Here is a 16,610-nt window from a genome sequence, read left to right as displayed (position 1 = left end):
TTCCCTGAGTTTTCGATTTATCCCCTGTTTGCAAGGTTTTCCGGGTGTTGCCGGGTGCCCCTCCTGCTCTCCTGCGCACCGCTCGCCGCACATTGGCACAGCTTTTGCTCAATAGGCGCAGCAGGCAGTGTCGCCGCTTCAGCGATAAGGGGAACAATCATGCATAAAGAACAAACGAAGCCGGGCCCTCGTGTCCTGGTCGCCGCGTTGGTGCTCGCACTCTCGACATTGGCCGGTTGCTCCGGATCCGGTGCGATCACTTCCGGATTGGGAGGAGGCTCAGACCCCACCAACCCCAACAATCCCAATAATCCGGGCGACCCCAACAACCCTGGCAACCCTGGCAATCCCGGAAATCCTGGCAACCCCGGAAATCCTGGCAACCCCGGTAACCCTGGCAATCCCGGGAATCCTGGCGACCCGGGCAATCCCGGCAACCCGGGCGGCACTCCTGTCACCGGCGTGCTGGCACCCGCGCTGGGCAACACCGGCCAAGCCGTCGACAACCTCGTGGATACCGGACTGGCCGGTACGCTGCACAACGTCGGCACCAAGCTCGACGGCGTGGTCGCGCCGGTGGGCAACACGGTCACGGGCCTCACGCAGCAAGTGGGCGCCGCCACCGGCCTGGGTGCTCCCGTCGACAACCTGCTGACCTCGGTCGGTGGCACGGTGAAGGACCTGGGTCAATCGCTGGACGACACCGGCCTGCCCATCAAGCTGGGCCTGGGCGGCGTGGTCGCAGGCCTGGGCGATACGGTCGCCAGCGCAGGCGGCCTGCTGAACGCATCCGAGAGCAATCCCAATCCGCTGGGCAATGTGCTGAACAACCTGACCGGCACGGTCTCCACCCTGACCGGCACGCTGGCCTCCGACGACGGCCTGCTCAGCCCCGTTGCGCAACTGCTCAACGGCCTGGGTGAAGGCGGCACCGTCCAGAACCCGGTTCTGCAGCCGGCACTGACCAACACCGGCAATGCCGTCGACAATCTCGTGGACCTCAAGCTCGGCCAGACGCTGGGCCAGGTCGGCGCGGGCCTGGATCCGGCGGTCAGCCCCATCGTCGGGACGGCCACGCAGCTCACCCAGCAGGTGGGCGACAAGACCGGACTCGGCGCACCGATGAACGACCTCCTGGTCTCGGTAGGCGGCGCCGTTTCCAACCTGGGTACGAGCCTGGGCGGCAACCTTCCCGTCGCCGGCACCGGCGTGAGCGGACTGGTATCCGGACTCGGGGCGACGGTCGCCAGCGCCGGCGGCCTGCTGCACGCTTCCGACGCCAACAAGAACCCGGTCGGCAACGTGCTGAGCAACCTGACTGGCTCGGTAGACAGCCTGACCGCCGGCCTGGGGCTGAGCGTGGAAGGCGGACTGGTCGACAAGGCAGGCGCGACCGCGGCCCCGTCGGCCGCCAGCGGCGGACTGCTATCCCCCGTCACCGGCCTGCTTGGCGGCGTCACGGGCGGTGATGGCGGCGTGCTCGCGCCGGTCACCAATCTGTTGAACGGCGCTACCGGCGGCGAAGGCGGCATCCTGGCTCCCGTCACCGGCCTGCTCGGCGGCGTGACCGGCGGCGAGGGCGGTCTCCTGGCTCCCGTCACCAACCTGCTGAACGGCGCCACCGGCGGCGAAGGTGGCATCCTGGCCCCCGTCACCGGCCTGCTCGGCGGCGTGACCGGCGGCGAAGGCGGTCTCCTGGCTCCCGTCACCAACCTGCTGAACGGTGCCACCGGCGGCGAAGGCGGCATCCTGGCTCCCGTCACCGGCCTGCTCGGCGGCCTGACCGGCGGCACGGGCGGCGAAGGCGGCGGCCTGCTGCAGCCCATCCTGTCCGGCAACCTCGAAGGCCTGCTGGGCGGCAGCAACGGGCTCCTCGCTCCGATCACCAGCGGTCTCCTGGGCGGCATCGGCAGCGACACCAAACCCATTCTCCATCCTTCCCTGGCCAACACCGGCAGCGCGGTCGACAACCTCGTGCCGCTCAACGCCCAGACGACACTGGGCAACGTCGGCACGGCGCTCGACCCGGTCGTCACCCCGGTGGCGAACCTGGTATCGGGCACGACCCAGACGGTGGGCGCGGCCACGGGCCTGGGCGAACCGGTCAACGGTCTCCTGACCTCGCTGGGCGGCAGCCTGAGTGGCGTCGGTACCGGCCTGGGCGGCAGCGTGCCCGGGGTCGGCACGGGCCTCGGCGGCCTGGTGAATGGCCTGGGCCAGACCGTCTCGAGCGTGGGTGGCCTGGTGCATGCCACGCCTGAGAACACCAATCCCGTCGGCAACGTCCTGACCAACCTGACCGGCGCCGTCAACAGCCTGACCGCCGGCGTCGGACAGGGTACCGGCCTGGGCGGCGGTACGGGAGGTGGCGAAGGCAATGGCGGCCTGCTGAACCCGGTTACCGGGCTGCTGGGCGGGTTGCTTGGCGGCTTGGGCAAGCATTGAAAGGAGAGGCCATGCTTCACTGGGAGAACGTAATGAGTTCCTCGAGCCATTCGGTCCACGGATCGATACCCCGGGAACCCGAAGAGACGGACAGCGACAGCCAGGAGATGCTCAACGGCATCGTCACGATGCTCGGCCGCCGCCTGACGGTCTACACCTCGCTATACCAGACAGCATTGGCCGAACGACTCGGGCTGGGCATGGTCGACGTGAAGGCGCTCGAACTCGTCATCGAGTTCGAGCCCATCACGACCGGCCAGTTGGCCTGCCTGGCCGGCATCAGCTCTGGCGGAACGACTGCGGTGATCGACAGACTGGAGGCCACCGGCTTCGTGATCCGCGACAAACATCCGTTGGACCGGCGCATCGTCGTCATCCGGCCGGTGCGCGAAAAGTGCGCGGAAATCGAACGCCATATGCGCGCCGTGGCCGAAGATGTCGCGCACATCGGCGCCCGCTACGAACGCGAGCAATTGTCCGCGGTCCACGGTTTTCTCGCGCAATGCGTGCATGCGCTGAAAACCGAAGCCCTGGGCATGCTGGGAGAAGGCGGTAACGGCCCCCATCTGGAAGGACGCCGCCACGCCGCGGACGACAAACGACGAGGCTGATCTCCCGACTTCATCAACATCTCCATCTACCCGCGCAAGCGGGTTTTTTTATCGCCGGGCCGCCCCAAGGCAAAAAGGCCCCCGGGGGGCAGCGCCGCGCGGCGGCAAGCGTGGGGGTACCATTTATCGCCGGGCCGCTCCAGGGCACTCAGCCGCGCTTGCGGCCGCGGACGAACCACCCCAACGACGCCATCTGCAACACCCCGAGGCCGGCGAACGACACCGCGAACGATGCACCGCGGCCCAGGCCGGCCTGCGCCAGTCCGTCGACGACCAGGCCTATGCCCCACTGGATGACGAACGCGCCGACGAACACGAACATGTTGTAGAGCGTCACGAGCCGCCCCGCCGCCTCGCGGGGAAACTGCGTCGACAGATAGGGTTGCATCAGCATGATGGGGGCCACGCCCGCCGCCATCACCAGCCAGAGCAGCCAGGCCAGCGGTCCGCCGACGAAGGCCAGCAGGAAGATCACGACGAAGCAGCACAGGTAGCCCGCCAACGCGACGTTCAGCAGGCCGAAGCGCCGCTGCAACGGCGGACTGGCGAAACCCATCGCCACATAGCCCAGCGTCATCACCACCATCATGGCCAGCAGCATCGAAGCGCTGCCAGCGGGGCTCATGCCCAGCACATCCGTCATCCACGGGCCGGCCCACAGCGTCTGCAAGGCGATGATGCCGCCCTGCCCGATGGCCGACAGCGGCATCACGCGCAGGATTTCCGGATGCCTGAGCAGCCCCCACAGCGAAACCGGCGATGCGCCGGGGCGGCCCGTGCCCAGCACGCTCACGTCGTGATCAGGGACGACGCGCCAGAGCAGGACGGCAACCACCGCCAGCGACAGCCCCGACAACAAGTGCACGCTGCGCCAACCGAAATGCCCCGCCAGCGCGGCCGCCGGCGAGGTGAAGAACACGGCGCCGCCGGTTCCGGCGACCAGCAGCCACAATCCCAGTTGCGCCTGCCGCTCGACCGGATAGCAGCGCCGGAAATACGAGAACGGCGCCATCAGGCTGGCCGCCACACCGGCACCGATGAGAATGCGCCCTACCGACGTGACCGCGAAGCTGCCGGCCCAGACCATGACGAAAGACCCCAGGGCGGCGACCGCCAGCAAACAGGCCTCCACCCGCCGCGCGCCGTACCGGTCCAGCCAGACGCCCAGCGGCGCCTGCATGGCCGCCAGGGAAACGAAGAACGCCGACGACAGCCAGCCGAGCTGCGCCTTGCCGAGCGACAGGTCCTGCGTGATGAAAGGCGCCAGCGCGGCATTGACCGAGCGCAGTCCGTAGGAAAAGAAATAGGCTGCGGCGAAACAGGCGAAGATCAACAAGGACTGCCGTCCGCCAATCTGGGGCGGCCGCGTATCGTTATCGCTGTGCATGGGCAAAGACCGGTCTCCTCGAACGGCAAGAATACCCGAGGCGGCGTGAGGGCGTTCCGGCAGGCCGGCGCGCCACTTCTGCTACGATAGCCTCGCCGCCTGTCTGGGCGGTGCGTCTTCAGGGCGGGGTGGAAATCCCCACCGGCGGTAGGGTGCCCTCGGGCGCCGAGCCCGCGAGCGCTTGCCGGTTTCCCGGCAAGGTCAGCAGATCCGGTTCGATGCCGGAGCCGACGGTCATAGTCCGGATGAAAGAAGACGGGAACACGCGCCATGTACCGGCCTGCGTCCGCGCGGCCACGGGCGGCGCGCTCCTACGGCGCTCGCGCGAGCGCCATGCCCTGAACGCTTCCTGTTTCCTACGGAGCGTTTTCATGCAGTCCCTGCAACAGTACTTCGAAGCCACCACCGCCGAACAGCGGCTGCTCGCGGCCCTGGCCGCGCTAAAGCTCGGCCAGCCTGTCGTGCTGCTGGACGACGAGGATCGCGAGAACGAAGCGGACCTCATCATCGCCGCCGAATCCATCACCGAACCCATCATGGCGCGCATGATCCGCGATTGCAGCGGCATCGTCTGCCTGTGCCTGACGCCTGACAGCGTGGAAGCGCTCGGATTGCCGCAGATGACTTCGCGCAACCACAGCCGCAACGGCACCGCCTTCACGGTCAGCATCGAAGCCCGCGACGGCGTCAGTACGGGCGTATCGGCGGCGGACCGGATCACCACGGTGCGCGCCGCGCTGACGGGCGACCCCGCGGCCCTGGTCAGCCCCGGCCACATGTTCCCGCTGCGCGCCGACCCGCGCGGCGTGCTGGGCCGCCGCGGCCATACCGAGGGATCGGTGGACCTGGCGGCGCTGGCCGGCCTCGCGCCCGCCGCGCTGCTGTGCGAGCTGATGCACGAAGACGGCAGCATGATGCGCGGCGACGCGGCGCTGGCCTATGCCCGCGAGCACGGCTGGCCGCTGTTGACGATCGAGGACATCGTCGCCTGGCGCTCGCGCGCCGACCTGCCGGCCGAGGAAGCCATCGCGGCCTGAGGCCATGCCCCCGCCCCCTGGTGCGAGGGCATCTGGCAGGCCGGACCCGCCGCCAGTCCCCTACCCCTGCTGGCCCGACAACGTGGCGGTCCGCTCGTAGTGCCGGGCCAGCAGCCCCTTGGCCGACTCCAGGTCTCCCGCCATCACGGCCTCGAAAATGGCCCGGTGCTCATCCAGTTCGTTGCGCCGCTTGTAGGCCTTGCGCGCCGCCAGTTGCCGATACCGGTAGGCGCGGTCATAGAGCTGCTCGCAGAACCCCATCAGGGTCGGCGATTCGCAGGCGGACAACAGCGCGAGGTGAAACGCGCGATGCTGCCGTTCCCAGACCGGATTTTCTTCATAGCTGTCCTCGTCCACCGAGCGCGGCGTGCGCGACAGACGGTGGAAGGCGATCAGCAGCGCTTCCTCCCATTGCGGGCCGCGCCTGGCCAGCCCCTGCTCCAGCGCCAGCGATTCCAGCGCCACGCGGTTGCGCAGGATGTCCTCCAGTTCGTCCGCCGACACCGCCGCGGCCGCGAATCCCCGCTGGTCGTTGTGGACGGCCAGGCCCTCGGCCACGAGGCGGCTGAGCGCCTCCCGCAAGGGACTCGCGCCTATGGCGTAGTGCTGCCTCAGGCGATGCATCAGCAGCTTCTGCCCAGGGGGCCACAGACCGTCGAGCAGATCGGCGCGCAGGCGTTCGTAGATCTGAACGGTCATGCTGGGAGCGATATCGGCATCTAGCATGCAGGGGTTTTCCTCAGGTTACCGACATTATTTTAGCTCGATAGAATTTTGTCGATATTTTTCTCCATATGGAGTTTTATCGACAATGGCTCATCCTTTCGTTTCTTTCATACTCCCAGGCCAAGACACGGTCCGCATCGGCGTGGTCGCGGACAACAGCGTCGCCGAAATCGCGGATCCCGGCCATCCGTTCATGCCCGGAGCCCTGGCGGCGCTGGCCGCGCAAGGCCCGCAAGCCATGCGGGAAGCGGCCGACCGCGCCCTGGCGGGCGCCAAACGCGTCCCGTTGGCCGAAGTCCGTCTGCTGCCGCCCATACCGCAACCCGGCAAGATCATCTGCCTGGGCCTGAACTATGCGGACCATGCCGCCGAAGGCGGCAACGCCAAGCCTTCGTACCCGAGCTTCTTCATGCGCGGCGCCACCTCGCTCATCGCCCATGGCGCGCCGCTGCTGCGTCCGCGGGCATCGGACAAGCTGGACTTCGAAGCCGAACTGGCGGTGGTCATCGGCAGGCGCGCGCGGCACCTCACCCCGGACGACGCCCTGTCGGCGGTGGCGGGCTACGCATGCTTCAACGACGCGACCCTGCGCGACTATCAGCGCCGCACCGCGCAATGGACCATAGGCAAGAACTTCGACGGCACCGGCGCCTTCGGACCCTGGCTGGTCCCGGCCGACGCCGTGCCCCCCGGCGCCGCGGGCCTGAAGATCGAATCGCGCCTGAACGGCCGCGTCATGCAGAGCGACAACACCTCCAACATGCTGTTCCCGGTGGCCGAGACCCTGTGCCTCTTGACCGAGGCGCTGACGCTGGAGCCCGGCGACGTCATCGCGATGGGCACCCCCGCCGGCGTCGGCTACGCGCGCAAGCCGCCGGTCTGGATGCAACCCGGCGACCGCATCGAGATCGAGATCGAAGGCCTGGGCATCCTCGCCAACACCATCAAGGACGACGCATGACCGACACCGCAGCCAAGGCGGACAGCCCGCGCATCACCCGCCTGCCCGACGATTTCCGCTGGCCGGGCGGCAAACGCATCGCCGTGGTCTTCAACATCGCGTTCGAGGCCTGGTCGGACGGCCAGGCGCCGGGCATCGGCCCCATGGGCAACGTGCTCAAACCAGGCTACTTCGACACCAACGCGCACTCATGGGCCTCGTTCGGCGTCAACCGCGGCATCCACCGCCTGATCGGCATCGCCGAGAAGCACGGCGTGAAGACCAGCGTCATGGTCAACGGCGTCATCTGCGAACGCGATCCCGCCACCGTGCGCCGCATCGCTGAATCGGGCCACGAGATCGTCAACCACTCCTGGGGCATGGACGTCATCCCGGTCTACCTGGACGAGGCAGCCGAACGCGCGAACCTGCACCGCAACCACGAGCTGCTGGCCAGCACGGCCGGCACCGCCCCCACCGGCTGGATCAGTCCGCGCGGCACCGGCAGCCTCATCAGTTCGCGGCTGCTGGCCGAGGCCGGCTATCTGCACCACGGCGACATGAACGACGACGACCGGCCCTATGTCATGGGCTTCGGCCAGCACCGCATCGTCGCCATTCCGCTCACCATGGACGTCAACGACCTGCCCACCTGCATCCGCTACGGCCAGGGGCCGCGGCACATGCTGGAGACTTTCGAGGACTGCTTCGCGGCCTTCAGGGAACGCGAAACCGCCCCCTTGATGCTGGACGTCACCGCCCACACGCACGTCATGGGCCGCCCCTCGGGTGCCTGGGTCTACGACGAAATCATGGGCCGCGTGGCCAAGGCCGGCGACGTCTGGATCTGCACGCGGCAGGAGATGGCCCGCCACGTCCTCGACACGATCTGAACAGCGCATCGCGCAAGGAGGAGACAACATGACATCCCTACGCATGGCCGCGGCCGCGCTGGCCGCCTGCGGCCTGGCATCCCCCACCCTGGCGCTGGCCGAAGCCGCCTGGCCGGCCAAGCCCATCCGCTTCGTCGTCGCGTTCGCGCCCGCCGGCCCGGCCGACATCATCGCCCGCCTGCTGGGACATCGACTGGGTGAAGTCCTGGGGCAGAGCATCGTGGTGGAAAACCGCCCGGGCGCCGGCGGCTCAGTGGCCTCGGCGGCCGTGGCGCGCGCCGATCCCGACGGCTATACCCTGCTGATCAACACCAGCTCCTATGCCGTCAATCCGGCCATGCAGCGCAATCTCGGCTTCGACGCCGAGAAGGACCTGACGCTGGCGGCGCTGGTGGCCTCGAGCCCCAACCTGATCGTGACCGCGCCGAACCTGAAGGCCAAGACGCTGCAGGACGTCATCGCCGCGGCGAAGTCCGGCGACTACAACTACGGCACGGCCGGAGCCGGCACCACGCCGCACCTGACCGCCGAGTACCTGTTCAAGGTGCTGGCCCGCACGCCCGTCACCCACATCCCCTACCAGGGCGCGGGTCCCGCCCTGACCGCGGCCGCGGCCGGGCAGACCCAGCTCGCCAGCGTGGCCCTGCCGGCGGCGGTGGAGCTGGTCAAGGCCGGCAAGGTGCGCGGCCTGGTCGTGACCGGCAGCAAGCGCTCGGCGGCGCTGCCCGACGTGCCCACCGTGGCCGAGTCCGGCTTCCCCGGCTTCGCGGACGTCACCTGGGTAGGCGTGTTCGCGCCTGCCAAGACGCCCGACGCGGTGCTCCTGCGGCTGAATGAGGAAGTCGCGCGCATCCAGCGCGACCCCGACTTCCAGGCGAAACTGGCCGCCACCGGATTCGAGCCGTTGGGCGGCACGCTGCCCGAAGCCAGGAAGTACCTGCACGACGAATTGGCCAAGTGGGCCAAGGTCGTGAAGGAAACCGGCGCCCAGGTGAACTGACCAACGGTCCGCGGCAAAAGGAAGGGTTATGCTCGCGCAGTACCGATCCAGGAGACGAGCATGACCCAATCGAACCGCACCGCGCTCGGCGGCAGCTACAACGAAGCCCTGTTCGAACAAGGACTGGCCACCCGCCGCGAGGTGCTCGGCCGCGAGTACGTCGACGCCTCGTTGGCCAAGGCCGCCGAAGATCCGTTGCGCATGGAGCTCCAGCAACTGGTCACGCAACACTGCTGGGGCGATGTCTGGAACCGTCCGGGACTGGACCGCCGCACCCGCAGCTTCCTGAACCTGGCCATGATCACGGCGCTGAACCGCCCGCACGAGCTACGGCTGCACGTGCGCGGCGCGATCAACAACGGCCTGACCAAGGAAGAGATCAACGAAGTTTTCCTGCAGGCCGCCATCTACTGCGGCGTGCCCGCGGCGCTGGACAGCCAGCGGGTGATGCTGGAAGTGTTCGCGGAGATGGGGATCTGAGGAAAAACCACGACCGGCGCGGCGGGGCAAGCGCGAAGGCGTCCCCGCCGGCTCGTGCATGGTTCAGGCCGGGTCGGCGGCAGGTGGCGCGCACTTGAAGTTGGCGGCGTCATCTATCGACCCGGTTCCGTTGTAACGTGCGTACGAGGGATACGGGCAAAGCGGACGTGTCCGGTTGGCCGGAATCGCAGGTGTCACCGCGGCGAGGTCGGCGTTCCCCGGCGTTGCCTGCGCAACGATGAAATCGGGCGCCTTGCCGCGCTCAACCCAATCCATGATCGGTGCCAGGCGATCGAAGGTGTCGGTGCTGGGCCCCCCTCGGCAATGGCCCATGCCCGGCACCAGGAAAAGCCTGGCGAACTTGCCCGTCTGCTCGCGACTCGCATTGCGTGCCACGACGGATTCGTAATAGTCGATCGTGTCGACGGCGTTCGGTCCGCTGTCTCCCGTGCCGTGATAGAAGATCATCTTGCCCCCTCCGTCACGGTAGCGCCCCAGATCCGGGTCCGACGCCAGCCACGGCGCATTGACGGTCATCGAGTTGCCCCAGGTATCCCAATTGATATCATCGAGAGGCTGGAATCCTGGCTGGGGCGGGGTCATGAACAGGATGGGTGTCGGGTCGATATTCAGCTTCCATTGAATATCCAGAATCGGTCCCTGCCCCGTGATGCGGGCCGCCTGACCGGCGGACGTCATCCACGCGGCGTCGATGCGGTATCCGCGGACCGGCACCTCTCCGGGCGATCGATAGCCCGGCACCTTGAATACCGCGCCGGCGGAATCGACCGGCCCATCCAGCACGGCTTCCCAGATGCGCACCTGATCGGCCGACAGGCATTCCGAGGTCTTTTCTCCGGCGCAAAGCAGCTCCTTGGGACGGAAAGTACATGCGGCCACGTTGCTCATCATGCCATCGACCACTCCGTCCTGCGCATCGCAGGCAGCCAGAAGCGCGCGCTGGAACAACTGGCGATCCGCCTGGGGCATCGCCTCGTGAAAACGGGGCATGCCGGTCGGCTCTCGAGACACCACCGCTGCGGCCTGCTGCCAGCCCCAGATCCGGGCTGCCACGACCCGGCCGAAGTCGAATACCGGAGCGCCCGCGACGATGCCGTCGAATTCGTCCGGGAAACGCTGTGCAAAAGTCATGCCCTGCCGCCCCCCGGTGGAGCATCCGTCGAAATAGGATCGCTCGGCCGCGTCGCCATAGTAGTTGGCGATCAGGCTCTTGGCGGCCTTCGAGGTCTTGATGATGGATCCGTAGCCGAAGTCCACCCTCGCCTGGGGATCCAAGCCGAAGGCCTCGGGCGCCGGCAGATCGGCATTGTCGTGGCCGCCGTTCTGGGAAACCACCGCGAAGCCTTGCTCCAGAGCCGTCTTCGATCCACCTGTCGGGCCATACGCGGGAGCCAGGGTGCCCTCCAGTCCGCTGCCACCCTGAAAGAAGAAGCGCTGGTTCCAATCGAGAGGCAGACGAAGTTCGAACTTTGTCGCGTAGCTCTTGCCGTCGACACCTGTCCGGGGTTCAAGGGAACCTTTGACCACACAGTGAGCGGGTAGAAACGCGGTCGCGGTCGGTGCGGATTTCTCCGTGCCAGCCGGCACCCACGTAGCGCCGGTGATGGCACCCTTGTGCTCCGTGCCGCTGAAACCCTTGACGGCCGCACAGGCCGCCTCCCCGGTCAGCGCCTGGGGTTCAGGCACCGCGCCCGACCCTCCGCAACCGGCAACCGCCAGAATCGCCGCCAACCCTCCGGCGCCCCACCCCACCGCCAGACATTTACCTGATGCATGCACAGTGCTGTCCCCTTCATTGGTGTCTACGGCATTGGCCGTTGTTATGTGAAGGCGCGCCTGGCATGGGCCAGCGCCACGGATGCGGCCCCACTGCATCCAGCCAGCGACCTTTGTAAAGAATATTGATATAAAAATACCTTACATATAACTGAGAATTACGCGAATAGGGTTAGTCCTGACGGCAACGATATCGAGCGCCAACCGACACTTGCCGTCGATTCGCCCGTAGCGCGGCGCCGGTGATGCGGCCCGGCATTGCCATCAAACGGTCTCGTGCGGTCGGGGGGCTGCTTCGCCTTGAGAAAGGACGGCGGGACCTCGCTGAACGACCAGCCGGCGCCACCGGTAGCGACTCGCGGCAACCGTCCATCCCTGAGATGAAGGAGACAGCACAAACAAAAAACCCCTTGATTTCTCAAGGGGTTTTTCGATGAAGCTGGCGGAAGCGGTGGGATTCGAACCCACGATGCAGTTTTAGCCGCATACTCCCTTAGCAGGGGAGCCCCTTCGGCCACTCGGGCACGCTTCCGAAAGAGCCGGCAGTGTACCACGGCCCGAGGAGGGATCCAGCCGCGGACGGCTGAAAAATTTGCAGTTTTCCCTCGGTGCCGGGCGCGCCGCGGCGCCGCGATTATTGCGCGGCGACCTGGTCCAGGCCGAACGCCTTGTGCAGCGCACGCACGGCCAGTTCCATGTACTTGTCTTCGATGACCACCGAGGTCTTGATCTCGCTGGTGCTGATCATCTGGATGTTGATGCCCTCTTCCGACAAGGTCCGGAACATCAGGCTGGCGATGCCGGCATGCGAACGCATGCCGATGCCGACGATGGAGACCTTGCAGACCTTGTCGTCGGACACGACTTCGCGCGCGCCGATGGCCTGGACCACCTTGCCGTTCAGGACGTCCAGCGCCTTCTTGAACTCGCCGCGATTGACGGTGAAGGAAAAGTCGGTGGTGCCGGCGACGGACTGGTTCTGGACGATCATGTCGACGTCGATGTTGGCGTCGGCGATGGGGCCCAGGATGGAGAAGGCGATGCCGGGCTTGTCCGGCACGGCCACGACCGTGATCTTGGCTTCGTCCCGGCTGAATGCGATGCCGGATACAACGGCGGCTTCCATTTTCTCGTCTTCCTCAAAAGTAATCAGGGTGCCCGACTTCATTTCTTCGTCGAGCGAAATCATCGGATCGGTCAGCGACGACAGCACGCGGGTGGGCACGCGGTACTTGCCGGCGAACTCGACCGAGCGGATCTGCAGGACCTTGGAGCCCAGCGAGGCCATCTCCAGCATTTCCTCGAAGGACACGACGTTCAGGCGCCGGGCCTCGGGCACGACGCGCGGATCGGTGGTGTAGACGCCGTCGACATCGGTGTAGATCAGGCACTCCGCGGCCTTGAGCGCGGCAGCGACGGCCACGGCCGACGTATCCGAGCCGCCCCGGCCCAGGGTGGTGATGTTGCCGGCGTCGTCCACGCCCTGGAACCCGGTGACGATGACCACGCGGCCGGCATCGAGGTCGGCACGGACGCGGGTATCGTCGATGGAGGAAATGCGGGCCTTGGTGTAGGAAGAATCGGTGCGCACGGGGACCTGCCAGCCGGCGTAGCTGCGGGCGTCCACGCCCTGCGCCTTCAACGCCATGGCCAGGAGCCCCACGCTGACCTGCTCGCCGGTGGCGGCGATCATGTCGAGTTCGCGCGGATCGGGTTGTTCCTGGATTTCCTTGGCCAGGCCGATGAGCCGGTTGGTCTCGCCCGACATGGCCGAGGGGACCACCACGACCTGGTGCCCGGCCGCGTGCCATTTGGCCACGCGCCGAGCCACGTTCTTGATGCGCTCGACCGAGCCCATCGACGTACCGCCATACTTGTGAACGATTAGTGCCATTGTCTTGTATCGCTTAACGCATGCTTGAGCCTGGATGCCGTGCGGCATGGCCTGCCAAGCCGGTTGGCCGGGAAAAAGCTAACCATAAATGGTAGCCCAGCTACGATAATTCCGCAAAACAGCGGGATAGGGCCATGCGCCCGGGGGCCGGGTTCCGGCCGTCAGGAGGTCACGGTGGCGCCGGGATGATCGGGCACCCACTCCAGGCGCATGCCCGGCGCGGCCTGCGGCAGCCGCGCGTCGGCGCCCAGTCCAGCGGCGAAAATCATCATTTCGCCACGGTACAGGAGCGGCAGCCGCTCGCGTTCCCAGGTGGGAATGCCCCGCTCCTGGTAGAGGTTCTTCAGGCTGCGGCTCGGACTCTGGGGGGTGACCCTGAGCCGTTCCCGGCCTCGGCGCCAACGCATGGTCAAGGCCGTGTTGCGCAACCAGTCCGGGTCGATGCCCGACTCCTCCGCGGCGAACACCAGCGTGCCGCCCATGGCCTCGAGCCGGATCGAGGGTTCACCGGCCCACCTGAACTCGACTCCGGCCGCCAGCCCCCCCGACGACGCTTTCTCCCTGCTGTCCACGATGACATGATCCCGATAACGGCGCACCTGCCTGTCGCCATGGCGCAGCAACAGTTGCCTGTCGTGCGCCGCGTCCTGCAATTGCCTGGCCATTTCCCGCAAGCGGGCTTCCGGCGGAGCGGCCATGTCGTGGCCGGCCAGCCAGAGCCGCAGCACCATTGCCCTGCGCGCGGGCGCCAGCCGGTTCAGCCCCGACAGGCGCAGCGCGCTGCCGTAGGGAGGACGCAACTCCTGGACCCCGTCCAGGTCGGATTGCGCCACTTCCCGCAGCAAAGCCGCTGCCTCGGCGGACCGGCGCGCATAGCGGTCCAGGGTCGCGCGGTACCCCGGCCAGTGGCGCTCGATGGCGGGCAGCACCTCCGTGCGCAGGATGCCCCGGGCATAGCGGGCATCGAGGTTGCTCGGATCCTGGACCGCCTCATAACCGGTGCGCGCCGAGTAGGCGTGCATGTACGCCAGTATCCGACTTCTGGGCACGGCGAGCCAGGGCCGAAGGTAACGAATCCCCTCCTTGAGCGTCTCCGCCGCCATCGCGCCCATGCCATCGGTGCCCGCTCCCCGCAGCAGCCGCAGCAGCACGGTCTCGGCCTGGTCGTCCAGGTGATGGGCAAGAAGAATGGTATCGATGCCGGCCTCGGCCGCCATCCCCGCCAGGGCCCGGTAGCGGGCTTCGCGCGCCGCGGCCTCGGTGCCGGCGGAATCGGCGGGGTCCACCCGCACCCGGCGCACGTCCAGCGGCAGCCCCAGGCGCCCGGCCAGGTCGGCCGCCCGCCCGGCCCAGGCATCCGCGTCGGGATGCAGGCCGTGATGGACGTGGAACAACCTCATTTCCAGGCCCCGCCGCGCGGCCCATGCGGCGGCCGCCACGGCCAGCGCGGCCGAATCGGGGCCGGCGCTCAGGGCGACGGCGAATCGCCCGGCAACCGGGGGCATGCCCTCCAGCGCCCGATCCAGCAGCACGGACGCGTGCAGGGCCGCTACGTCCGTGCCGGCGTCAAGACTGGACGGTTTCCTTGAAGCGGCCATAGGCCATGATCCGTTCGAGGCGCGTGGTGACCAGGTCGCCTGCCTTGACGCCCTGGAATTGGCGCAGCGCGTCGGACAGGCCACGCCGCAGCAACTGGGCCATGTGCTTGGGATCGCGATGAGCGCCGCCGACGGGTTCGCTGATGATCTTGTCGATCAGGCCCAGGGCCTTCAGGCGATGCGCCGTGATGCCCAGCACCTCGGCGGCCTCGGAGGCTTTCTCCTGGCTGCGCCACAGGATGGACGCGCAGCCTTCGGGCGAGATGACCGAGTAGGTGGCGTATTGCAGCATCAGTACGCAGTCCGCCACGGCGATGGCCAGCGCCCCGCCCGAGCCGCCTTCGCCGATGATGGTGGTGATGATGGGAACCTGCAGTTCGGCCATCGCATACAGGTTGTGGCCAATGGCCTCGGACTGTCCGCGGGCCTCGGCGTCGATGCCGGGATAGGCGCCCGGGGTGTCGACGAAGGTGAAGACCGGCAGGCTGAACTTCTCGGCCAGGCGCATCAGGCGCAGGGCCTTGCGATAGCCCTCGGGCCGCGGCATGCCGAAGTTGCGCGCCGCGCGTTCCTTCGTGTCCCGGCCCTTCTGGTGGCCGATGACCATGCAGGGCATGCCATTGAACCGCGCCATGCCGCCCACGATGGAACGGTCGTCGGCGAACATGCGGTCGCCGTGCAACTCGTGGAAATCGGTGAAGATGTCCCGCACGTAGTCCAGCGTATACGGACGCTGCGGATGACGCGCCACCAGGGCGGTCTGCCACGGCGTCAGCTTGGAATAGATATCCTTGGCCAGCGCCTGGCTTTTCTGCTGCAGCCGGCTGATCTCCTCGGAGATATCGACGGCGGAATCGGCCTGCACGAAGCGCAGTTCCTCGATCTTGCCCTCCAGCTCGGCCAGCGGTTGTTCGAATTCAAGAAATGCGTTGCGCATCAGGCCCTCCCAAGGGGCAGCGGACGCCCAGGCGTCCAACTTCGTTCATCAACAACTCAATCACTCCAAACCCTCATCACACCCCGCCCCAGATCCAGGATGCGGTGGATCCGGCTCCGCCGGTCCACCCGCATCGCCCCCTGGGGGGCGCGCGTCAGCGCGTAGGGGGGGGCAAGCTCTTCCAGAGATACCACGTCGCCACGGTACACCACGGCTTCCAGGCCTGGGCGACTTCCCGCGCCTCGAAACGCGAGACCGGTTCGCCGCTGAAATAGTGCAGCGAAATGGCGCGCAGCAACCCCGGATCATCCAGCGGCAGAATATCCGGCCGCCGCAGATTAAAAATCAGGAACATATCCGCTGTCCAGCGGCCAATGCCCCGAATCGCGGTCAGTTCGGCGATGACCGCCTCGTCGTCCATCTCCGTCCACAGGTCGGGATGCACCAGGCGCTGCTGGAAATGCGCGGCCAGATCCAGCAGGTATTCGGCCTTGCGCTGCGACAGGCCGGCCTCACGCAGGCCGGCCAGGCCCAGCTTGCCGACCACCCCGGGGGTGACGCGGCGGCCGCAGGCGGCCAGGCAGCGCTCCCACGCGGCATCGGCGGCCTTGGTCGAGATCTGCTGGCCGATGATGGCGCGGGCCAGCGTCAGGAAGGGCTCGCCCTGGGCCGCCAGGTGGACCTCGGGATGCTGGGGGATCAGTTTTTTCAGGATGCGGTCGCGCTTGAGCAGGTGCGCGACCGCGGCGTCCCAGTACGGGGGCTTGTCGGTGCCGGCAAACGAAGCGGCGGGCTCGGACCCGCCCGGCTCGGCCGTGGCATGGAGCTTCATGTTCAACATCTGGTGTTCAGCGGTTCGCGGCAC

General features: G+C 67.4%; 14 protein-coding genes, 1 tRNA gene and 1 riboswitch. Of the genes, 7 read left to right on the top strand and 8 right to left on the bottom strand.

What is annotated here, in order from left to right; genetic code table 11:
• The first annotated feature begins 159 nt into the window (after positions 1 to 159).
• Positions 160 to 2,445: a beta strand repeat-containing protein gene (locus AC1Q6E_RS16355; RefSeq protein WP_492573106.1), complete on the top strand. Its 2,286-nt coding sequence runs from the start codon at positions 160 to 162 to the stop codon at positions 2,443 to 2,445.
• A 32-nt stretch (positions 2,446 to 2,477) separates the two neighbouring features.
• A complete protein-coding gene (locus AC1Q6E_RS16350; protein ID WP_296555018.1) occupies positions 2,478 to 3,056 on the top strand; it encodes a MarR family winged helix-turn-helix transcriptional regulator in 579 nt (192 codons plus the stop codon).
• 148 nt (positions 3,057 to 3,204) lie between these two features.
• Here the strand turns inward: AC1Q6E_RS16350 and AC1Q6E_RS16345 are convergent, their stop codons facing one another.
• Positions 3,205 to 4,443 carry an MFS transporter gene (locus AC1Q6E_RS16345; protein WP_152800276.1) on the bottom strand — a complete coding sequence of 413 codons (1,239 nt, stop codon included), beginning with the start codon at positions 4,441 to 4,443 and terminating at the stop codon, positions 3,205 to 3,207.
• A 110-nt stretch (positions 4,444 to 4,553) separates the two neighbouring features.
• A riboswitch (FMN riboswitch) is annotated at positions 4,554 to 4,704 on the top strand.
• Between the two features lie 110 nt (positions 4,705 to 4,814).
• On the opposite strand from AC1Q6E_RS16345, the gene ribB reads away from it, so the two are divergent.
• Positions 4,815 to 5,480 carry a 3,4-dihydroxy-2-butanone-4-phosphate synthase gene (gene ribB, locus AC1Q6E_RS16340; protein ID WP_296555015.1) on the top strand — a complete coding sequence of 222 codons (666 nt, stop codon included), beginning with the start codon at positions 4,815 to 4,817 and terminating at the stop codon, positions 5,478 to 5,480.
• 60 nt (positions 5,481 to 5,540) lie between these two features.
• Here ribB and AC1Q6E_RS16335 read toward each other — a convergent pair whose 3' ends face one another.
• Complete coding sequence (locus AC1Q6E_RS16335) at positions 5,541 to 6,206, bottom strand: GntR family transcriptional regulator (protein ID WP_492573105.1); 666 nt, start codon at positions 6,204 to 6,206, stop codon at positions 5,541 to 5,543.
• Positions 6,207 to 6,291: 85 nt separating this feature from the next.
• Here AC1Q6E_RS16335 and AC1Q6E_RS16330 point away from each other — a divergent pair, with 85 nt between their 5' ends.
• Genes AC1Q6E_RS16330 through AC1Q6E_RS16315 form a run of 4 tightly spaced genes read left to right on the top strand, consistent with a single transcriptional unit; the run spans position 6,292 to position 9,519 of the window.
• Positions 6,292 to 7,167: a fumarylacetoacetate hydrolase family protein gene (locus tag AC1Q6E_RS16330; protein ID WP_152800278.1), complete on the top strand. Its 876-nt coding sequence runs from the start codon at positions 6,292 to 6,294 to the stop codon at positions 7,165 to 7,167.
• Positions 7,164 to 8,039 (top strand): polysaccharide deacetylase family protein, encoded by an 876-nt coding sequence (locus tag AC1Q6E_RS16325; RefSeq protein WP_296555012.1) that lies wholly within the window; start codon positions 7,164 to 7,166, stop codon positions 8,037 to 8,039. The genes AC1Q6E_RS16330 and AC1Q6E_RS16325 overlap by 4 nt, the downstream gene beginning before the upstream one ends.
• Positions 8,040 to 8,067: 28 nt before the next feature.
• The gene (locus AC1Q6E_RS16320) at positions 8,068 to 9,039 is read left to right on the top strand and encodes a tripartite tricarboxylate transporter substrate-binding protein (RefSeq protein WP_296555010.1); all 972 of its coding nucleotides are present in this window, start codon (positions 8,068 to 8,070) and stop codon (positions 9,037 to 9,039) included.
• A gap of 60 nt (positions 9,040 to 9,099) precedes the next feature.
• A complete protein-coding gene (locus tag AC1Q6E_RS16315) occupies positions 9,100 to 9,519 on the top strand; it encodes a carboxymuconolactone decarboxylase family protein (RefSeq protein ID WP_152800281.1) in 420 nt (139 codons plus the stop codon).
• Positions 9,520 to 9,582: 63 nt separating this feature from the next.
• Here the strand turns inward: AC1Q6E_RS16315 and AC1Q6E_RS16310 are convergent, their stop codons facing one another.
• The 6 genes from AC1Q6E_RS16310 to AC1Q6E_RS16285 all read right to left on the bottom strand — a co-directional run bounded on the left by AC1Q6E_RS16310 (position 9,583) and on the right by AC1Q6E_RS16285 (position 16,577).
• Complete coding sequence (locus AC1Q6E_RS16310; RefSeq protein WP_492573104.1) at positions 9,583 to 11,226, bottom strand: tannase/feruloyl esterase family alpha/beta hydrolase; 1,644 nt, start codon at positions 11,224 to 11,226, stop codon at positions 9,583 to 9,585.
• Positions 11,227 to 11,756: 530 nt separating this feature from the next.
• Positions 11,757 to 11,848, bottom strand: a tRNA-Ser gene (locus tag AC1Q6E_RS16305).
• A 102-nt stretch (positions 11,849 to 11,950) separates the two neighbouring features.
• Positions 11,951 to 13,210 (bottom strand): aspartate kinase, encoded by a 1,260-nt coding sequence (locus tag AC1Q6E_RS16300; protein WP_152800283.1) that lies wholly within the window; start codon positions 13,208 to 13,210, stop codon positions 11,951 to 11,953.
• Between the two features lie 161 nt (positions 13,211 to 13,371).
• Positions 13,372 to 14,808, bottom strand: coding sequence for a tRNA lysidine(34) synthetase TilS (gene tilS / locus AC1Q6E_RS16295; RefSeq protein WP_296555008.1), 1,437 nt, complete (start codon positions 14,806 to 14,808; stop codon positions 13,372 to 13,374).
• Positions 14,777 to 15,745 (bottom strand): acetyl-CoA carboxylase carboxyltransferase subunit alpha, encoded by a 969-nt coding sequence (locus tag AC1Q6E_RS16290; protein ID WP_152800285.1) that lies wholly within the window; start codon positions 15,743 to 15,745, stop codon positions 14,777 to 14,779. Before AC1Q6E_RS16290 ends, tilS begins: the two co-directional genes overlap by 32 nt.
• Positions 15,746 to 15,899: 154 nt before the next feature.
• A complete protein-coding gene (locus tag AC1Q6E_RS16285) occupies positions 15,900 to 16,577 on the bottom strand; it encodes a DNA-3-methyladenine glycosylase family protein (protein WP_152800286.1) in 678 nt (225 codons plus the stop codon).
• Positions 16,578 to 16,610 lie beyond the last annotated feature (33 nt).

The sequence above is a fragment of the Pigmentiphaga sp. MLSB6-MA01 genome (assembly GCF_058793475.1).
The sequence above is the reverse complement of the archived record's forward strand: the minus strand, read 5'-3'. Positions and strand labels throughout refer to the sequence as shown.

What these genes read in the sequence shown, in the direction of transcription:
- tilS (WP_296555008.1), bottom strand. Translation starts at nt 14,808, where the DNA reads ATGGCCGCTTCAAGGAAACCGTCCAGTCTTGACGCCGGCACGGACGTA.
- AC1Q6E_RS16335 (WP_492573105.1), bottom strand. Translation starts at nt 6,206, where the DNA reads ATGCTAGATGCCGATATCGCTCCCAGCATGACCGTTCAGATCTACGAA.
- AC1Q6E_RS16300 (WP_152800283.1), bottom strand. Translation starts at nt 13,210, where the DNA reads ATGGCACTAATCGTTCACAAGTATGGCGGTACGTCGATGGGCTCGGTC.
- AC1Q6E_RS16315 (WP_152800281.1), top strand. Translation starts at nt 9,100, where the DNA reads ATGACCCAATCGAACCGCACCGCGCTCGGCGGCAGCTACAACGAAGCC.
- AC1Q6E_RS16355 (WP_492573106.1), top strand. Translation starts at nt 160, where the DNA reads ATGCATAAAGAACAAACGAAGCCGGGCCCTCGTGTCCTGGTCGCCGCG.
- ribB (WP_296555015.1), top strand. Translation starts at nt 4,815, where the DNA reads ATGCAGTCCCTGCAACAGTACTTCGAAGCCACCACCGCCGAACAGCGG.
- AC1Q6E_RS16350 (WP_296555018.1), top strand. Translation starts at nt 2,478, where the DNA reads ATGAGTTCCTCGAGCCATTCGGTCCACGGATCGATACCCCGGGAACCC.
- AC1Q6E_RS16285 (WP_152800286.1), bottom strand. Translation starts at nt 16,577, where the DNA reads ATGAAGCTCCATGCCACGGCCGAGCCGGGCGGGTCCGAGCCCGCCGCT.
- AC1Q6E_RS16345 (WP_152800276.1), bottom strand. Translation starts at nt 4,443, where the DNA reads ATGCACAGCGATAACGATACGCGGCCGCCCCAGATTGGCGGACGGCAG.
- AC1Q6E_RS16330 (WP_152800278.1), top strand. Translation starts at nt 6,292, where the DNA reads ATGGCTCATCCTTTCGTTTCTTTCATACTCCCAGGCCAAGACACGGTC.
- AC1Q6E_RS16290 (WP_152800285.1), bottom strand. Translation starts at nt 15,745, where the DNA reads ATGCGCAACGCATTTCTTGAATTCGAACAACCGCTGGCCGAGCTGGAG.
- AC1Q6E_RS16320 (WP_296555010.1), top strand. Translation starts at nt 8,068, where the DNA reads ATGACATCCCTACGCATGGCCGCGGCCGCGCTGGCCGCCTGCGGCCTG.
- AC1Q6E_RS16325 (WP_296555012.1), top strand. Translation starts at nt 7,164, where the DNA reads ATGACCGACACCGCAGCCAAGGCGGACAGCCCGCGCATCACCCGCCTG.